Raw genomic sequence first — 19,972 nt, 5'->3', positions numbered from 1 at the left:
AGGGGTATGAATGTGGAAATTACTCATTGCAGAAGATGAAACAATTATTAGAAGGGGATTAAAGAATTCGCTTAACTGGAAAGAATATTCAATAGATATTGTGGGCGAGGCGGAAGATGGCGAAATCGCTCTAGATATGGCTATAGAGTTAAGGCCAGATATTATGTTTATCGATATAAATATGCCATTTTTAAATGGAATCGAATTAATGAAAAGGTTAAGGCACGAGCTTGCTCATATTATATTCATTGTCATTACTGGTTACAATGAATTTAGTTATGCACAGCAAGCTATAAAAATGGCTGCGTTAGATTTTCTCTTAAAACCTGTAAGAAAGGAAGAGTTAGAGACTACGGTTAAAAAAGCTGTTGATTTATTACAAAAAAGAGAAAGAAATTCAAATTTATACTTACAGTTCAAGGGAAATAAACAAATATTAAAAGAACAATTTTTGCTTAATTGGTGCTTAGGTCAATATACAGAAGAAGAGGTTAAGATCCAAGCACAATTATTGGATATAAATCTTCGAAAGAGTATGGGCATGTCTATATTTGAAGTGATTAAAGATATTAATATTAGCGGATCTGAACAAAATTGGAGCGAATTATTGTTAAACTTTGCAGTGAAAAATATAATTGATGATATTCTTTTGGATTATTCAAATGTAGAGCTATTTGAAGATCAAAGCGGACATATTGTTTTATTGATTCAGAATATTGAAACTGAAACTTTATTAAAGTTAAATAGAGACATTATTAAGCATTTAGAAAGATTTATTGGTAAAGTAGTTGCTTGTAATGAGACTGTATTAGAATCCTCTTTAGACGTTCCTTCTGCATATAAGAAGTTAATAAAAGACATGAAATCAAGTCAGAGCTTAACACCTATTGTGATACTTGCTAAAAACTACATTGATCAAAATTATTCTGAACAATCAGTATCCCTAAAGCAGGTTGCCTATCAAGTTCAGGTAAACCCTACTTACTTAAGCAAACAAATAAAGAGTGATCTGGGTGTTTCGTTTGTTCATTATTTGACTAATGTAAGGATTAATAAAGCCTTAAAGCTTATAAAAGACCCCTATTTAAAAATCTATGAAATAGCTGAACTAGTAGGCTATAGTAGTCAACACTACTTTTGTAATGCATTTAAAAAAGTAGTCGGTATATCACCAACAGAATTCCGGAATGGAGTAAAAAGGCAATGAATAAGCTGTATTGCTATCGGGCAGTTATTTCGCTAATTATGCTCCTTATATTAGCCATTATTTTATATCAAGCTCTAGACAAAAATGCAAATACAGACACTGAGCCTTTAATTGATTTTGTCATTGGTGTGTCTCAACCAAACTTGCATGAGCCATGGCAAATATTGATGAATGAAGAGCTTCGTGTCGAAGAAGCAAAGCATGATGATATTCGTGTGATTTATGCGGATGCAGCGCAAAGTACAAAGCAACAAATTGAGGATATTAACACATTAAATAAATATGGGATTGATCTATTAATTGTATCGGTTGAAGATTCATCAGCACTTACACCAATAATATCAGCGATATATGAGGAAATACCGGTTATTGTACTTGGACGCGGGGTTGAAGGGTATAATTACACTTTGTACATTGGCTCAGATCATCATTTTATAGGTGAAATGGCCGCTGAAGCCGCTATTGAACTATTAGGAGTTGAGGGTGGTAAGGTAATAGAGGTTAAAGGTATGGCAAGTGCTCTAAAGGCAGAGGAACGAAGCAGAGGTTTTAGAGAAAAAATATCTGAAAGCGGAAACATTGAGATAATTGATTCCGTTGCAGCTAACTGGCAAAGGGATCAGGCGGAGGACGAACTAACCAGTTTACTAAAGCGAATTAATCAAAGACCAGATCTTATTTATGCACATAATGATGCAATGGCATTTGGCTCATACCGAGCATTGCAATCACTTGGACTCGATGGAATAAATATAATAGGGAGTGATGGGGTTACGAATCCTAAGGGAGGGCTACAACTTGTAAATGAAGGAATTATTGATACTACATTTATCACACCAACAGGTGGAAAACAAGCATTTCAGTATGCAATTGATATTTTAGGGAAGAAGTCAGAAATACCCAAAAAAGTCATTTTGAGAAATCATAAAGTATCGGAAAAGGACAATATAGATCAGTACTTAAATGAGGGCAATAGTATAAGCGATAAAGATGGAAGAGAAAAGGAACTAACATTAGGCTTTGCCCAAGTTGGAAGTGAAAGTGCTTGGAGAAATGAAAATACAGCTTCAGTTATTAGTTCAGCAGAACAATTAGGTGTGAACCTTATATTTAAGAATGCAGATAATGATCAACAAAAACAGATAGCAATCATTCGGGAATTTATTAATCAAGAAGTAGATGTTATAGCATTTTCTCCAAAAGTAGAAAATGGATGGGAAAAGGTATTACAAGAAGCAAAAGATGCTGGTATACCGGTTATTCTTTCCGATCGGGAAATTGATGTTAATGATAGTACACTATGGACTTCTTTTATTGGCTCGGATTTTGTTGAAGAAGGGAGGCGTGCTGGTCGTTGGCTAATAAATGAAATGGATAAAACTGGCCTAAAGGCTGTAAATATAATTGAATTAGAAGGAACAAAAAATTCAGCTCCTGCAGTCGGTAGAAAGCAAGGCTTTGAAGAGGTTCTGTCAGATTATCCTAATTATCAAATTATCGACAACCTATCAGGTGACTTTACGTTAAGTAGAGGAAGAGAATTAATGGAACAGGCGTTGGGCTCTTATGGAAATAAAATTGATATTGTTTACGCACATAATGATGATATGGCAATTGGAGCGATAGAGGCAATAGAGGATTACGGATTACAACCCGGGAAAGACATGAAAATTATTTCTATCGATGCTACAAAAAAGGCATTTAATGCGCTAAGTACGGGAAAATTAAACTATACAGTTGAATGTAACCCTTTATTAGGCCCGCAAATTATGCAAGCCGCTAAAGAATTACATGCTGGAAAAGAAATACCCATGAAAATTATTACTTCTGAAGAAACATTTACGCAAGAAGAGGCAAAAAAAGAAATGAAAAAAAGGCACTATTAAAGTCGGCATCCAAAAGTCAAATACTTATATGACTTTTGAATGCCCTTTTCTTGTCTTTAATATCTTTTCGACCTATATACGTTAAATACTTAATAATGGGATTAAACAGAATATGTTAAAAAAGCACCTTTTTTTCTAAATACATTATTAGTTCAGAATCTTAAAATAGAACCAATCCGACATAAATATGTAATTCTAACTCAGAAAAAAGAAGGTGTCTAGAATGAGTTCTGACTACTTGTTAAGAGCTGAAGGGATATCAAAATATTTTCCAGGTGTTCAAGCCTTATCAAATGTAAATTTTCATTTGCGGGCTGGTGAGATTCACTCATTGATGGGGGAGAATGGTGCTGGAAAATCAACCTTCATTAAAGTTTTAACTGGTGTTCATAAAGAGGATGAAGGTTCTTTTTATTTAAAAGGGAATAAAATTGACCTTAGTTCACCGCAAGATGCACAGAATATTGGGATCAGTACGGTTTATCAAGAAGTAAACTTATGCGAGAATTTATCAGTTGCTGAAAATATTTTTATCGGCAGAGAGCCCATGAAAAAAGGGAGAATTGATTGGAAGGAAATAAATAAAAGATCCCAACAAATATTGTGGGAACGTTTAAACATTAATATTGATGTGACAAAAATCTTATCTTCATACTCCACTGCTATTCGACAAATGGTAGCTATTGCAAGAGCAGTAGATATATCCAGTGGTGTATTGATTTTAGATGAACCGACATCAAGTTTAGATAAGAACGAGGTTGAACAATTATTTAGAGTCATGAAGAATTTAAAAAATGAAGGGATGGGAATCGTATTCGTTAGTCACTTCCTCGATCAAATATATGAAATATCTGACCGAATTACCGTTTTGAGAAATGGACTTTATATTGGTGAATATGAAACAAGAAAACTTCCACGGAAAGAACTTGTGTCTAAAATGATTGGTAGAGAATGGGGAGAGGATTCTAACGAAGTAAAAAAGACTAAACAGCGAGTTAGCAATGAAATATTCTTACGTGGGAAAGGGTTAGCAAGAAAAGGTACGTTAAATCCCTTTGATTTAGAACTTAAAAAAGGAGAAGTATTGGGTCTAGCTGGTTTATTGGGTTCGGGTAGAACAGAAATGGCTAAAATGATTGTCGGGATTGATAAGGCAGATCGCGGGGTTCTTTATTTGGAAAATGAACAGATCAGCTCAATGAACCCAAAGCTCGCTGTTGAGAAAGGTATGAGCTTCTGCCCTGAAGATCGTAAAGTCGAGGGAATCATAAATGATTTAACCATTCGTGAAAATATCATTCTTGGTTTGCAAACGAAGAGGGGATTACTCAGGCATATACCATTGAAAGAACAAAAAGAGATTGCCCAGAAATATATTGAATTACTGCGAATTAAGACACCAAATATGGAAGAGCGTATTGATAATCTTAGTGGAGGAAATCAGCAAAAAGTTATTCTTGCAAGGTGGCTGGCAACTGATCCTAAGCTATTGATCCTTGACGAGCCAACTAGAGGAATTGATGTAGGCTCTAAGCAGGAGATAAGAAATTTAATATTAAAACTGGCTAGGGAAGGAATAACCATACTTTTCATATCTGCTGAATTAGAAGAAACAATTTCTTGTTGTGATCGAGTGATTGTCCTGCGTGATCGAAATATTATTGGTGAATTACAAGGTAGTGAGATGACAGAATCAAAAATCATGGAAATGATCGCAAAAGGAGCTGATAGTAATGAAGCAAGCCTTGCATAAATTTACACATACAAAAATATTTTGGCCACTTGCAGCATTACTATTCCTCCTTTTATTAAACCTTATCATTGAACCAAGATTTTTCGCCATTCAAATAAAGAATGGTCATCTTTTCGGTAGTCTTATAGACATATTAAATCGCGTTATGCCATTAATGATTATTTCTATCGGGATGACTCTTGTAATTGCAAAAGAAGGAATCGATATTTCAGTAGGATCTGTATTGGCAATTTCGGGTGCATTGGCAGCAGCACTATTAGAGAACCATTCTGTTTGGTTGGCAATAGGAGCAGCTCTTTTTATAGGTTTAGTGTGCGGTTTATGGAATGGTATTCTCGTTTCTGTATTTGAGATCCAACCAATGATAGCGACCTTGATTCTACTCGTTGTTGGCAGGGGGATCGCCCAGTTAATTACAGGTGGACAGATTTTAACAATCAATAATGAAATCTATTCGTATATTGGGACCGGGTTCCTGTGGGGGCTGCCTTTTTCTATTTATATAGGTGTAGTCATTTTTCTTATTATGATGTTTCTTAAAAAGAGAACAGCAATGGGGCTTTTTCTAGAATCCATCGGCAATAACATGATAGCAAGTAAATTTGCTGGAATTCAACCTAAAAGGATCATTTTGCTTGTTTATACACTTTGCGGATTATGTGCAGCAATTGCTGGGATCATTGTTAGTGCGAATGTTAGCAGTGCAGATGCAAATAACGCCGGTTTGTGGATCGAGTTGGATGCCATCTTAGCAGTAGTCATCGGTGGCACATCAATGCGTGGAGGAAGGTACTTTTTAGGTGGAACGATTGTTGGGGCGCTATTTATACAAACGTTGTCTACAACTATTTATTCAATTGGGATTAACCCACAAATTGTAATGGTCGTAAAAGCAGTTGTTGTCATTATTGTCTGCCTTTTCCAATCCACAGAATTTAGAAACATGTTTACAAAGTTTGGTAAAAAGAAGGTGTCTTACTCATGAAATTCAAGTTCACAATAAAAGAAAATTATCTATTTATAATGGCGACTATCCTGCTAATTGTGATGCTATATGGATATGGGTCTCTCTCATTTACCGGTTTCTTCAGTACTCAAGTGTTTTTAAATTTATTTATTGATAATGCTTATTTAATTATTGTTGCTACAGGAATGGCTTTTGTCATTATAACAGGTGGAATTGACTTGTCAGTTGGTGCATTTGTTGCATTTATTAGTATGGTATCAGCGGCTTTACTTGAGCAAGGGCTTAATGCATATGCAGTCATTTTTTTAATGTTACTTATCGGTATTTTATTCGGTGCCTTTCAAGGGTTTTTAATTAGTCATTATGATATACATCCTTGGATTGTCACATTAGCAGGAATGTTCTTAGCAAGAGGGGCAAGTTTTTTAATTAGCACTGATAGTATCGTCATTACAAATGCAGTATTCAGTAATTTATCTCGTGCGAAAATACCGATTATCGGTGACGGTTATTTATCAATTGGAGCGGTTATCGCCATTATTGTAGTGATCTGTGCCATTTTTATAGCAAAATATACAAAGTTTGGTCGGAATGTATATGCAGTCGGAGGGAATGTTAGTTCAGCTAAGTTAATGGGATTACCTGTTCAAAGAACGACAATTCTTGTGTATGTATTCTCAGGCTTTTGTTCAGCATTAGGTGGTTTTGTGTTTACTTTATATATGTTATCTGGATATGGGTTGCATTTAATGGGGATGGAAATGGATGCCATTGCGGCATGTGTAATCGGGGGCATACTGTTAACAGGCGGTTTCGGCTATCTTATCGGTCCAACACTTGGGGCACTAAGTATGGGAATCATTCAAACAATTATTATGTTCCAAGGCACACTTAGCTCTTGGTGGACAAAAATAGCTGTAGGATTTCTTCTTTTAATCTTTATTTTGTTGCAACGTCTCGTAGTCATGAATAGACGTAGAAGATCATCTATCGGAACTAAAAACAGTCCAGAGTTACGAAAAGACACAACAGATATTCAAGAGAGTGAAATGAATGCATAATGTTTTTCACACTTAGATCATTCTATCATGAGTTTCTATCCACGTTTTTCTACAAGTTCCTTTCTAATATTTCTAATCTGACTTTTTAAAGTAATTATTTTAAAGGGGGTGGTATATGGATGGGTGATCACTAGATTAATAGGAAAGCTACATGGGGAATAGAGTACTTAAAGGAGGAGAAATATTGGGAATAAGTAGATGGGGAAGAAACTTTAGTATTATTCTGATGCTAGCCCTCTTTTTTTTGATGGGAAACCTTTCTTTAGAAGTAAAGGCAGACACTGAAAGTGATACAGAGAGCCAACTAATAAATGGTTTAAAGGGTGAATTCTACACAAGTTCACAACCAGGAAGCTTTGACTTTGGAAAGAAAACAGCAACGATTATCACACCAAACATTGAATTCCGAGATTTAAACCCGATTCTAAAACAGCTAACTGGCCAAGACGATCATGTGACTGTGAGATGGACAGGACAGATTCAACCTGAATTTACAGAAGAATACAGCTTCTCAATGATTGGAGATAATGGATTTAGGTTATGGATAGATGATGAACTTGTGATCGATCATTGGGTAAATGATTGGGACAATGAACAAATTAGTGATCCAATTGCACTGAATGCTGGAGAATTGTATGATATAAAAATTGAATATTTCGAAGACGTTGGTGGTGCACATTTGAGACTGAATTGGGAGAGTCCTTCTCAAGTAAAAGAAGTTGTGCCACATAAGCGTTTATTCCTGCCGAAAGGATATGAGCTAACGGGTCCATCCAGTGCCGTTATTAATGAGGATGGTAAAAGCGTAGAGTTGAATTTTGAAGAAGTTTTAAACGAGTTGCCGGATAATATTTCTAATCACTTTTCCAAGTTGGGAAATAGCAAAGTAATCTCAGCTGAATTAAAGAAGGGAGATCAATCAAGTATTATTCTTACGCTGGACTATCCAATCACTAGTAAGGATAATCATACTCTTCTGCTAACTTATGATGGAAAAGGAAAAATTACGACGACGAAGAATACAGAAATAGAATCATTTAAAGTATTTGCTGACAACCACTCAACCTATTTAATTTCTTCACCTTGGGCAGAAGAGGTAGATAAAGATCGTGTACTTCCAGAATACCCAAGACCGCAGTTGGTTCGTGAGCAATGGTTAAATTTAAATGGCACTTGGGAATTTGAAGCAGCATCAGAGGAAGACTCTTTGCCAACAGGAAAAACATTAGAAGAAGAAATTCTTGTACCATTTGCTGTTGAATCAAAACTTTCTGGAATAGAGCGACATGAGGACCATATGTGGTATAAGCGACAATTCACTGTTCCAGAGACATGGTCCGGGGACGACGTATTATTACATTTTGGTGCTGTTGATTATGAAACTTTTGTTTATGTGAATGGAACTGAGGTCGGGAAACATAAGGGCGGCTATGATGCGTTCAGTTTTAATATAACGAAGCATCTAGTAGAAGGTGAGAATGAGATTATCGTTGAAGTTATTGATAAAACTGATACAAATCAAGCGCTTGGAAAGCAAAGACTAAGACCAGAAGGGATCTGGTACACATCTGTATCAGGTATTTGGCAAACCGTCTGGCTTGAACCTGTAGCAAATGCGCATATCAATAATTTGAAAATGACACCGGAAATTAACGGGGAATACTTAAGCTTAATTACAGAAGCACAAGGAAATACACATGAGACTGTTGAAGCCATTGCCTATAAAGAGGGAGAAGAAGTAGGGAGAGTGACCGGTAATGTTGGGGAAGAACTCCAAGTCCCAGTAAAAGATCCCCATTTATGGTCGACCACTGATCCTTTCCTATATGACTTAGAAGTTCGCTTAATGAAAGATGATTCGGTCGTTGATAATGTTACCAGTTATTTTGGAATGAGAGAAATTAAAACTGGAATGGTAGATGGGAAACTCCGTCCATTATTAAATGGAGAGTTTATATTCCAAATGGGACCACTTGATCAAGGCTATTGGCCAGAGGGTCTTTATACAGCACCAACAGATGAAGCCTTGAAGTTTGATATCGAACAGGCAAAGAATATTGGCTTTAATATGATTCGTAAACATGCAAAGGTAGAGCCACAGCGTTTCCATTATTGGACAGATAAATTGGGGATACTTGTATGGCAGGATATGCCAATGCAATTTAACAACTCACCAACAAAAGCAAATGCCAATCAGTTTGAGCATGAATTTGAGGAAATCATCAACGAGCACTATAACTCTCCATCCATAATTCTTTGGACTGTATTTAATGAGGCATGGGGACAATATGATACAGAAAGATTGACGAATTGGGTAAAAGAGCTAGACCCTACACGTTTAATTTCAAATGCAAGTGGTTGGGATGATTACCCGGTTGGAGATGTTATTGACTTTCATGCATATGTTGGCCCAGCTTCGCCAACACCAACGGAGGATCGTATCGCGGTTTTAGGCGAGTATGGGGGACTAGGACTCCATGTTCCAGGCCATGAGTGGAGTGCAAATGTCTTTAATTATGAAATGCAAAATAGTAAAGAACAACTAACGAACCGTTATCTTGGCTTAATTGACGGAATTAAGAAGTTAAAAGAAGAACCAGGATTAAGTGCGGCTGTGTATACACAGCTTACGGATGTAGAAATAGAAATTAATGGTTTATTAAGTTATGACAGAAAACTTGAAAAGGCTGATTTCGATAAACTCCGTAAAGCGCATAGAGAATTAATCGGTATTGTGGATGTTAATGACTTATTAGAAATGATCGCGGAAGCCCAACAGCTTATAGATAGTGCGGAGATTGGTTCAGAGCCGGGACAATATAAGCAAAATGTTATAGATGATCTGAAAAAAGTAATTACTGATGCGCAAGTAATTGCTGATGACAGTTCTGTAACAGATGGAGAATTACGAGAAATGGTAACAGCATTAGAAAAAGCGATGGATGCTTTCATTGATCAGGTAAATCCACCAATTACTGTTGGTGCTGTGGTAGATCATTTTGATAGTGAGATTCTTGCAGATGGCTGGTCTATTTTTAGAGAAAATGAAAAGAAATGGAGCCTGACAGATGTTCCGGGGAAACTACGCATTAAAACATCTAAGGGTGATTCGTATCAAGAAACCAATAACCTAGTAAATTTATTTCTTAGGGGGGCTCCTCAAGGTGATTTTGAAATTACTACAAAGGTGACCGCACCTATTCGTAATAATCACCAACAGGCTGGTCTATACATTTGGGAAGATGAAGACAATTATGTTAGGTTAGGTCATGTTTGGGATACGACAGTCGCTCCAAGTGGTTACAGTATTGAAACTGCAAAAGAAGAAAAAGGAAAATATAGTAAAGCGTCAAATATGGTGTCACACCCTAAAACAGATACGATGTACTTGAAATTGAAGAAGATTGGTAATCAGATAACTTCTTATTATTGGGATGGTAATGTATGGATTCAAGCTGCGGATCCCTTAACTGTCACACTAGAAAACATCCAAGTTGGATTTTATGGCACTTCGACAAATGCAGGGGATATAAATGCTGATTTTGACTATTTTACAGTTCAATCCATAATCGATTTATCACAATTACAAGCACTGATCGACAAGGCCAAAGCAATTTCGAACGAAGATGGAACATACACAGAAGAATCTTTTGCTTCATTACAATCAGCTATCGAGGTGGCGGAAGCAGCGTTAAAATCCATCGAGACAGAGGAAGAATTAAAAATTGCTCTTACTGACTTACAATTAGCCATCGATGGACTTGAACTTGTAGATGGTGGAAATGAACCGATTACCATTTCGGATATTTTGAAAGTGCTTTCTGAACATGAGGAAGAGTTAACATCCGAGACGTACCGAGCATTAGAGGTTCACTTAACAGCTGTTGGTCAATACGAGAAAAAGGGAGAAGCTACTAAAATCATTAAGCATATGAAGAATTTCAATAAATTACTTGATTATCAGTTAGGAGATAACTCGATTTCTCAGAAATTATACGAAATTCTGAAGGCAGATGCCGATTTGCTTATTCAAAAATGGGAAGATGCGTAAAGTAAGTTTTTTATAAAAAAGAGGCTGGAACATAAGTATTTTCACCAAAGAAAAACCAAACGGCTATGGTGCATATAACCGCGTCGGAAATATACTTCGCTTTCTGCGGGCGAGTGGCAAGTCTCCTCTGGCTTCGCTTTCGGGGTCTTGCCGAACTCTCACCCCTGTAGCTTAACGTTTTAATTATGTCCCAGTCTCCCAAGACAATCACAGTAATTTATCAATTTCCTATTTTATCGACCGGGAGATGACAATGAATTCTAAACGAAAAATCCTAGAAAGAAAAAGACGGAAAAGGAGAATCCAACAAGTTGTTCATCTACTTCTACCTTTCTATTTATTATGCTTAATTGGCTCACAACTAACAACACCGACAAGTGCCTCCTTTACCGATGTGACGACCATCGTAGGAACATTATCATTGGAGAACGACTTTGGAGAAGAAGAGCAGGTAGATGCTTTCCGTGAAGACGAAGACCTTCCAGAAAATGGTGTGGTGGATGAGAAGGTAGAACCTGACTCCAAACAGGAAAAGAAAGAATTAGATGAAATTCCACATGCGGAAATTAATGAAGAAAAAGAGCAAGAAATAGCTGACGAGGATTCTGAAGAAGAGCTAGAAGATCGAGGAGAGGAGAATTTTGAACAAGATGAAGAACTAGATGTAGACGATGAACTTGATGAACATAATGTTACTGAACTAGATTCTGAAGAGCATTAGAATCAATTTCTCAAAAATCAGATCTATCGGAGTGAAGGAACAATGAAAGGCAAAACCATTCTGAAATGGTTGGGTAATGGTATCACAACCCTATTCATTATGCTATTAGTCTGTGCAGTTTTTGTAGTTATTTCATCACGGGCAGCAGGGGGAGAGCCTAGCCTGTTTGGCTACCAATTAAAAGCCGTTTTATCTGGTTCCATGGAACCGGAAATGCCAGTTGGATCGATCATTTTGGTTCAACTAACGGATGAAAATAGTACCTTTACAAATGGGGATGTTATTACATTCAGAACAGACGAGAATATATTAATCACCCACCGAATTTTGGAAGTTGAGAATGGTGGACAACGCTTTATTACGAAAGGAGATAATAATAACGGATCTGATGTGGAACCTGTTATGAACCAGAATATTGTTGGCAAATACTCAGGAGTGGCGGTTCCTTATGTAGGATATATCTTCCACTATTTGAATACAAAACAAGGGGCCTTTCTACTACTATTTCTACCTGGCCTATTCTTTCTAGGACATGCTCTATTTACTATTTGGCGTGCCCTACGTCTCATTGAATCACCTAATGAATCGAAACTAAGTGAAGAATAGTCAACCACTAATTAAAAAATGGAGGGGAAAATCAATGAATCTAAAAAAACAATTAACAACAGGTCTATTGTCCGCGGTACTAGGTGTGACCTTAATAGGAAGTGGAACATATGCCTATTTTAGTGATAGTGCAGAAACAAATAATACATTTGCAGCAGGGACATTAGATCTTTCAGTTAATCCTACACAAATTATTAATGTTGATAATATAAAACCAGGGGACTCCTTTATTCGTGATTTTGAACTGCATAATAAGGGTACAATGGATATTGGAAAAGTACTATTAGAAGCCACCTATACTGTGGTAGATGCAAAGGGAGATAATACAGAGGATTTTGGAGAGCATATTGAAGTGGAATTTCTCTATAATTTGGACAAATTCGATGAAGTCATTTATCAAACCACTTTGGCGGAATTAAAGAATTTGAATCCAGAAGTAATAAATGAAAAAGTTTTTGGTGAAATTTTTGATGGTGAAGGCCTTCCAGTCGGTGTAGAAAATGATCTAGTAGTAAAATTCACCTTTAAAGATAATGGCACAGATCAAAATCAATTCCAAGGTGACTCGCTTGATCTTACTTGGACATTTAACGCACAGCAAAAAGAGGGCAAACAAAGGTAAACATAGATCTATAAAATGCTAAAACAGTCCCTACCTGTTCATTTGGTAGGGACTGTTTTGTGTTGTATTTAAGTAACTCCCAAGACCTTTTACCATATATAGATAAAAAAGTTAATCTCATTCTATATACTGTGTTATTATACATTGTGGAAACTATAATAGAATTGGGGAGAAGGAATTTGGACGCAAGAGATTTTCAAAAATGGATCGATTCTTATTACAAAGAAAGAGGCTGGGCGGATTTAGATATCTTTGTACGAATCGGTTTTTTGTCAGAAGAAACGGGAGAGGTAGCAAGGGCGATTAGAGCACTGGAAATAGGTAGAGATCGACCAGATGAAGTAGAGGGCACGTTTGATGAGTGTAAGAAAAATCTAACAGAAGAATTAGGCGATGTGCTAGGAAATGTGGCAGTGATTGCTAATAAGTATAATATTGATTTTGAAGATATTTTTTCACAACATCGAAATAAATTGTTTGATCGCTATCAAAAATAGAAGGGGGGATGGACCATGAATATTAAAACAATAGCCGTGTTCTGTGGCTCAAGTGTTGGAAATAAAGAAATATATTTGGATAATGCCAAAAAGCTAGGAGAAGAATTAGCCGCTAGTGATAGAATGTTAGTTTATGGCGGTGCGCAAGTTGGTTGTATGGGAGCATTAGCTGATTCAGCTTTAAATAGCGGTGGCAACGTCGTTGGGGTCATCCCGAAAAAATTGCAAGATGTTGAAATAGCGCATAGGAACCTAACAGAACTTTATGTTGTTGAAACAATGCATGAACGGAAAGCAAAAATGGCAGAGTTGGCAAATGGATTTATTGCCCTCCCAGGAGGCGCGGGAACATTAGAGGAATGGTTTGAAGTATTCACTTGGGCACAGCTTGGATACCACCAAAAACCATGTGGATTATTAAATGTAAATGGTTTTTTTGATCCATTAATGTCTATGTTGAATTATACTATTGAGGAAGGGTTTATGAATAGTAAGTATCGTGATTTGATCGTGATTGATTCTGAGCCAAAGCGTTTATTAGATAAAATGGAGAATTACTCTCCACCTTTAAAGGCGAAATGGGAATAACTCATCGTGCAAATGCTTGTTGTTTATAGGGGAAGATGTTAATCCTGATCTTTTTTTCCGCTTTGGAGAATAGGGAGTGGGTATGAAGACTTATTATAAATATGGCCTTTTCTTGCTAGTACTTTTTTGGATGGTCCTAATCTTTACTTTATCTAATCAACCGAAAACAGATTCGAGAGAGTTAAGCTCAAGCTTAACGGAGAAGGTATTGTCAACGATCGAAATAGTTTTACCTGATCTAGAGGTTAATGAAGAACGTTTTCATCATATTATTAGGAAGAATGCTCACTTCTTGGCCTATTGCTTGTTAGGTGTTTTGGTGATTTTTTCCATCAATCGGATGAAACTAGCGCCAATTCGGAGCATTGGACTGGCCATGGTGGTCTGTATCTTGTTTGCTATTTCCGATGAAGTTCATCAACTATTTGTACCTGGACGCGGGGCTGAAGTGAAAGATGTACTGATTGATAGCGCTGGGGCAAGTGTGGGAATTGGATTATATGTATGTATCACCAGATTTCTGAAAAAGTCAGTGAGTTCTCGAAGAATAGGGAGGGGAAAAGTTTGAAAGTTAGAAAAGCGATTATCCCTGCAGCAGGATTAGGGACGAGATTTTTGCCAGCAACAAAGGCGATGCCGAAAGAGATGCTCCCAATTCTAGACAAGCCGACGATTCAATATATTATTGAAGAAGCGATCGCCTCCGGAATAGAGGAAATTTTGATCGTAACAGGAAAAAGCAAGAGGGCGATTGAAGATCATTTTGATCGTTCTTTTGAGTTGGAGAGTGAACTAGAAAAGCAGAATAAACTAGATTTGCTTGAGCTCGTCCAAGGAATATCTAATATGATAGATATTCATTATATTCGTCAAAAAGAGCCGAAAGGATTGGGACACGCTATTTATTGTGCACGGACCTTTGTTGGAGATGAACCATTTGCGGTGCTTTTAGGCGATGATATTGTACATAACGAGGAAAAACCTTGTTTGCAGCAAATGCTGAAGGCTTATGAAGAATATGGGACATCGATATTAGGGGTCCAAGAAGTGGAACCTGAAAATGTGCATAAATATGGGATAGTTGCTGGAGAGAAAATGTCTGACCATGTTTATTCGGTGCATGATTTAGTCGAAAAGCCAGCACTTGAGGAAGCTCCTTCAAATGTCGCCATTTTAGGCCGTTATATTATTAATCCGAGTATTTTTGCGGTGCTTGAGCACACGCCACCAGGAAAGGGTGGAGAAATCCAACTAACTGATGCTCTAAGGGAGCTAGCGCAATATGAAGCGATGTTTGCATATCAATTTGAAGGAAGACGTTACGATGTTGGCAATAAGCTAGGATATTTGGAAGCGACCGTAGAAGCTGCTCTGCGCCGTCAAGATATACGAGGTGAATTTCTTCATTATCTAATGGAGGTTGTCGAAAAGGACAAAGGCTAGCATTTCGTAGCTTTATCCCGCATTAACTGGCTGTAAGACCCTCACTTCAAGAATTCGTGGAAAAACCTAGAATTGTAAGTGGGGGATCAACAGCCAGTAAAAGCCCGATTTGTTCGGACCGACAGGAAGTTGGTCACAAAGGCGTTGCGACGTACAGGACGTACTAGTGCGGGCGAAACGACAGGATGTCGTGCTTTGAGCCTGCCGACAGGACGTCGCGAATTTAACCTTTGATCTTCTGAAATCAGTGGGGGATGAAGGAAAACCCCCACTGATTGAAGTTTCAACTAGGGAGAAATTGTGGGGATGTAAAGTAAGGGTTAAGATCTAATAAGTATCGTCTCCAGATAAGTGCGAAATACTATCAATAAATAGAGAACAGATTTTTCGCCGAAGTGATAACCGGCTTTCTATGGGCAGGAAGGATGAAAAGTTAAAGATGGAATCATCAGCGCAATTATTAGATGAATTGAAAAAGATTGAGAAATGGGAGCAATCCCAGAGAGGTTTATGGTTTTGGGAGAGAATTGGCCGTCTACCTTTCCAACTTTTAGACAAACTTACACCAACTTTTTTACAAAGAAAGATGGGCATTCTTCTTGACGAGTTAGGCAAATATATTCAATCAGGGGGAAGGTATCTAAGTTCAGTCTCATCATTAAAGTCCTATTACCCTCGGCAAAATATCCATACGTTAGGAGATCTGGAGTCAATTCCAGTAAAGCAAATGGATGATGCTGTTAAGAAACTGAGAAAGAAACGAAAGCGATTAGCAACCTTCCAAGGTGCGAGCACCGGAATTGGCGGTTTCATCACTATATCGATTGATATTCCATTCCTATTAGGCCTGCAATTAAAAACTCTTCAAGATATTGCTATTTGTTACGGCTATCATCCGGATGATCAAATGGAAAGATTATATATATTAAAAATCCTCCAACTTGTTTCATCAGATATTGTTGGAAAGCGAACAATCTTAAAGCAACTATCCCTCATAGATTCTTCTAATGAAGCTGCTCGTAGAGATATTATTTCGGAACTACAAGGGTGGAGAGAAGTGGTCATGACTTACCGAGATCAAGTTGGCTGGAAAAAATTATTCCAAATGATCCCTATTATTGGTTCGGTTTTCGGAGCTATGACTAATCGTTCCACACTCCATGATTTATCGGAGGCAGGGATGATGCTCTATCGAAAGAGAAAAATTAAAGAACGTTTAAGACAGAACGGATACAGCATCATTAAAAAGGAATACCAATCAGAAAATAAGAGTGAGTAAATCAATAAGACCACTATCCAGTAAGGGAATAGTGGCCTGCAATTGGTTATCCAATTTCGTCGGTGAGCTTCTCGATTTGATCGATCAAATCGCCAATATAGCTAATTGTATCTCGTAATGGTTGATCTGTTGTAATATTGATTCCCGCCATTTTCGCTAGTTCTGCTGGATTTTTAGAGCCACCAGCTTGGAGGACTTTTAACCAATCCTCGACTGCTGGTTTTCCTTCGCTCAACACACGTTTCGCCATTTCTGTGGAGATCGTTAAACCAGCGCTGTATGTGTAAGGATACAAGCCCATGTAATAATGTGGTTGACGCATCCATGTTAATTCTGCACCATCATTGATAACGACATCCTCACCCCAAAATTCTTCTAGAACCCCTCTTTTTAGTTCGTTGAGAATCGTGGCGTTGACATTACCGCCTTCATCAATGAGTTCGTAAACCTTCCGTTGATAGGCTGCTTCAAGCAAGTGGGTAACGAAATTATGATAATAGGTACGCGAAATAATGGAGGACAGTACCCAGCGTTTGAATCTGGGGTCATCTGAATTTTTTAGTAGATGATTGGCCATCAGCATTTCATTCATAGTCGATGGGGCCTCAATAAAATACATGGAGGCATCTCCGTTAAATACACTTTGATGTTTGTAAGCATTATAGAAATGTCCGGCATGACCAAGTTCATGTGCAAGGACGAATACATCTTCCATACTTCCCGTCCATGAAATCAAAATATATGAATGGTTTCCATATGGACTAGCACAGAAGGCACCGGTTGATTTTCCAGTGTTTTGTGCGAAATCAATCCATCGCTCTGCATAAGCTCGATCAACCATATCTGTATAGTCTTTTCCCATAATGGCGAGGGCATCATCGATATATTTCTTTGACTCCTCTATCGTTACTGTTGGTTCATAGGAAGGGTCAACAGGGATTTTTAAATCCGCAAATGTCACTTCATCTAATTGATGAATTTTTTGTAAAAGTTTCGCATACTTACGCATATGTGGAGCCAATTCTTTCATAATCACATCGATTTGGCGATTATACATCGACCGATCTACATCTTGCTCCATCAATAGATAGTCAATAACAGATGAGTATCCTCGTAAATCAGATGTTGTTTTCTCCGTTTGTAAGTGCATATCATATGTTTTGGCTGTGGTATGTTGATAATCTCGCAACTTAGTAGAGAACGCAGCAAATGCGGCACGTCTCTTTTCTGTATCTGGATTTGATTCCCAACTACCTTCAAAAGAAACATAACTAAGTGGATACTTCTCATCATTCACTTTAAAATCAGGAAATGCCATGTCCACTAATTTTGTCGTGTTGTACAAACTATATGGTGCCTGGAAAGTGGAGGAGAACGCAGCTAATGTTTTCTCAACCTCTGGATGAAGCTGGTATGGCTTTTTCTTGATAATATCTTTCAGTAATACAGCATAATCTTCTGATTGAGCACTTGCATCCTGTAAAACCTCTAGTGATAGCTCCGATAACTCACTCATAAGAAAAGAAGTTTGACTGGAAATTTTCGCAGCCACTGAACCGAATTTGCTATCACGCATCTGTGCTTGATCATCCGCTTGATCCACACTAGCCGCAAGAGAAGCATATGTACCAATTGGAATAAGCTGCTCATACAACTTTCGATATCCATCCAATGCCTTTATCGCGGACCCAGCATCCTGAATCGTTCCTTTATAAGCACCTGCAAACTCTACTGCCTCCTTCCCTACAGCATCCAAAGCCTGCTCATAAGCCTCTTCCGTTCCAAACAAATCCTCTAAATTCCATGTCTCTTCTTCCTTAACCTGTGCGCGTGTAGGTAAGCTCTGTACCAAATGGCCCCACTCCTTTATTTAAAAATCCTCTAACTCTATTATTAGTATAATATATAAAGCTGGAAGATGACAAAATGGGGACAGGCCCCCGCTAGTTTAAAGCATTAAAGGAATATATTTTGTTTTCTCAACATTTGGTTTCTGTAAATGATAAAATAGGGACTATAGTAGGATGTTGTGATATGAAAAGTTGGCATTTTTTGCCGTTTTTGAGAGGATTTTGTATATTAAACTAGAAGTATACTGTATAATTCAATTGAGGGAAGGAGAGTTCTAATGAAGAAAAGAGTCATTTTACCTAGTTTGTGTTTTGCAGTCTTATCTACTGTAGCTTTTGAGCAAACAATTCAGGCTGCTGAGCCGCCAAGCGGGATTGAGTCACAGCAGGATGTGAGTTATGTCTCTGTTGATCAGGGTTCTAGTTTAAATATGCGAGCGGAGGCTTCCACTAGTGCTTCCATTGTTAGTAAACTAGCAAATGGCACATCTGTCATCGTGATTTCAGAAGCGAATGGCTGGGCTAAAATTAGTGCGAATGGAAAAACAGGCTTTGTAAGTAAGCAGTATTTAACAACAGGGAAAAAAACAGAGAACAAGCCGGCTACCCCTAAGCCAACCTCTGTCAAAACGGAAACAAAGTATGTCTCTGTGAACGCGGGCTCTACTTTGAATTTACGTAGCAGTGCAAATGGCAGTGCGTCGATCATCGCTAATCTCAAGAATGGTACAACAGTAAGCGTGGAATCAGAATCCAACGGCTGGGCAAAGGTAAAAGTGAATGGGAAAACAGGCTATGTGAGCAGCCAGTTTTTAACAGGCAAGAAGAGCTCGACACCATCCAAACCATCCACGCCGTCCACTTCAGCACCATCTAAAACAGAAACGAAATATGTGTCAGTGGATGCAGGCTCTGTTTTAAATCTACGCAGTAGTGCGAGCGCCAGTGCATCAATTATTGGCAGCCTTAAGAATGGTATCGCGGTAAGCGTGGAATCAGAATCCAACGGCTGGGCAAAGGTAAAAGTGAATGGGAAGACCGGGTATGTGAGCGGCCAGTTTTTAACAGGTAAGACAAGCACCAATCCGTCCAAACCATCCACGCCAGCACCATCTAAAACAGAAACAAAATATGTGTCAGTGGATGCGGGTTCGAGCTTAAATCTTCGTAGCAGTGCAAGCGCCAGTGCGTCAATTATCGCCAGCCTTAAGAATGGTATCGCGGTAAGCGTGGAATCAGAATCCAACGGCTGGGCAAAGGTAAAAGTGAATGGGAAGACTGGGTATGTGAGCAGCCAGTTTTTATCAGGCAAGACAAGCACCAATCCGTCCAAACCATCCACGCCAGCACCATCTAAAACAGAAACGAAATATGTGTCAGTGGATGCGGGCTCGAGCTTAAATCTTCGTAGCAGTGCAAGCGCCAGTGCGTCAATTATCGG

At 38.0% G+C, this 19,972-nt stretch carries 16 protein-coding genes; 15 read left to right on the top strand and 1 reads right to left on the bottom strand.

Annotated features, from left to right (window positions below):
• The first annotated feature begins 10 nt into the window (after window positions 1-10).
• From IPU53_RS22950 to IPU53_RS22885, 14 genes are all read left to right on the top strand, one after another.
• The gene (locus IPU53_RS22950; RefSeq protein WP_207453570.1) at window positions 11-1,207 is read left to right on the top strand and encodes a response regulator transcription factor; all 1,197 of its coding nucleotides are present in this window, start codon (window positions 11-13) and stop codon (window positions 1,205-1,207) included.
• The gene (locus tag IPU53_RS22945) at window positions 1,204-3,093 is read left to right on the top strand and encodes a substrate-binding domain-containing protein (RefSeq protein WP_207453567.1); all 1,890 of its coding nucleotides are present in this window, start codon (window positions 1,204-1,206) and stop codon (window positions 3,091-3,093) included. The genes IPU53_RS22950 and IPU53_RS22945 overlap by 4 nt, the downstream gene beginning before the upstream one ends.
• Before the next feature lie 223 nt (window positions 3,094-3,316).
• On the top strand, window positions 3,317-4,846 hold the full coding sequence (locus IPU53_RS22940; protein ID WP_207453565.1) for a sugar ABC transporter ATP-binding protein: 1,530 nt from the start codon (window positions 3,317-3,319) through the stop codon (window positions 4,844-4,846).
• A complete protein-coding gene (locus tag IPU53_RS22935) occupies window positions 4,827-5,831 on the top strand; it encodes an ABC transporter permease (protein ID WP_207453563.1) in 1,005 nt (334 codons plus the stop codon). The genes IPU53_RS22940 and IPU53_RS22935 overlap by 20 nt, the downstream gene beginning before the upstream one ends.
• Window positions 5,828-6,874 carry a galactofuranose ABC transporter, permease protein YjfF gene (yjfF, locus tag IPU53_RS22930; RefSeq protein ID WP_207453561.1) on the top strand — a complete coding sequence of 349 codons (1,047 nt, stop codon included), beginning with the start codon at window positions 5,828-5,830 and terminating at the stop codon, window positions 6,872-6,874. Before IPU53_RS22935 ends, yjfF begins: the two co-directional genes overlap by 4 nt.
• A 184-nt stretch (window positions 6,875-7,058) precedes the next feature.
• Window positions 7,059-10,925 carry a PA14 domain-containing protein gene (locus IPU53_RS22925; RefSeq protein ID WP_207453559.1) on the top strand — a complete coding sequence of 1,289 codons (3,867 nt, stop codon included), beginning with the start codon at window positions 7,059-7,061 and terminating at the stop codon, window positions 10,923-10,925.
• 253 nt (window positions 10,926-11,178) lie between these two features.
• Window positions 11,179-11,646, top strand: a complete 468-nt coding sequence (locus IPU53_RS22920; protein WP_207453557.1) for a SipW-dependent-type signal peptide-containing protein — start codon at window positions 11,179-11,181, stop codon at window positions 11,644-11,646.
• 42 nt (window positions 11,647-11,688) lie between these two features.
• On the top strand, window positions 11,689-12,252 hold the full coding sequence (gene sipW, locus IPU53_RS22915) for a signal peptidase I SipW (RefSeq protein WP_207453555.1): 564 nt from the start codon (window positions 11,689-11,691) through the stop codon (window positions 12,250-12,252).
• A 34-nt stretch (window positions 12,253-12,286) separates the two neighbouring features.
• Window positions 12,287-12,874 (top strand): TasA family protein, encoded by a 588-nt coding sequence (locus IPU53_RS22910; protein ID WP_207453553.1) that lies wholly within the window; start codon window positions 12,287-12,289, stop codon window positions 12,872-12,874.
• 179 nt (window positions 12,875-13,053) lie between these two features.
• Window positions 13,054-13,371 (top strand): MazG nucleotide pyrophosphohydrolase domain-containing protein, encoded by a 318-nt coding sequence (locus IPU53_RS22905; protein ID WP_207453551.1) that lies wholly within the window; start codon window positions 13,054-13,056, stop codon window positions 13,369-13,371.
• Between the two features lie 21 nt (window positions 13,372-13,392).
• Window positions 13,393-13,959, top strand: coding sequence for a TIGR00730 family Rossman fold protein (locus IPU53_RS22900; RefSeq protein ID WP_207453592.1), 567 nt, complete (start codon window positions 13,393-13,395; stop codon window positions 13,957-13,959).
• Between the two features lie 82 nt (window positions 13,960-14,041).
• Window positions 14,042-14,527: a VanZ family protein gene (locus tag IPU53_RS22895; RefSeq protein ID WP_207453549.1), complete on the top strand. Its 486-nt coding sequence runs from the start codon at window positions 14,042-14,044 to the stop codon at window positions 14,525-14,527.
• On the top strand, window positions 14,524-15,402 hold the full coding sequence (galU, locus tag IPU53_RS22890) for a UTP--glucose-1-phosphate uridylyltransferase GalU (RefSeq protein ID WP_242698522.1): 879 nt from the start codon (window positions 14,524-14,526) through the stop codon (window positions 15,400-15,402). Before IPU53_RS22895 ends, galU begins: the two co-directional genes overlap by 4 nt.
• A gap of 439 nt (window positions 15,403-15,841) precedes the next feature.
• A complete protein-coding gene (locus IPU53_RS22885; protein ID WP_207453545.1) occupies window positions 15,842-16,681 on the top strand; it encodes an EcsC family protein in 840 nt (279 codons plus the stop codon).
• Between the two features lie 46 nt (window positions 16,682-16,727).
• Here the strand turns inward: IPU53_RS22885 and pepF are convergent, their stop codons facing one another.
• Complete coding sequence (pepF, locus tag IPU53_RS22880; RefSeq protein WP_207453543.1) at window positions 16,728-18,533, bottom strand: oligoendopeptidase F; 1,806 nt, start codon at window positions 18,531-18,533, stop codon at window positions 16,728-16,730.
• A gap of 276 nt (window positions 18,534-18,809) precedes the next feature.
• Here pepF and IPU53_RS22875 point away from each other — a divergent pair.
• The coding region (locus tag IPU53_RS22875) for an SH3 domain-containing protein (protein WP_207453541.1) at window positions 18,810-19,972 on the top strand (1,163 nt) is incomplete at its 3' end.

Origin of the sequence: Bacillus sp. SD088, from assembly GCF_017355205.1 — a bacterium.
Classification (GTDB): domain Bacteria; phylum Bacillota; class Bacilli; order Bacillales; family Bacillaceae_C; genus Lederbergia.
Note: the sequence above shows the minus strand (reverse complement) of the source record. Positions and strands in the feature narration are given on the sequence as shown.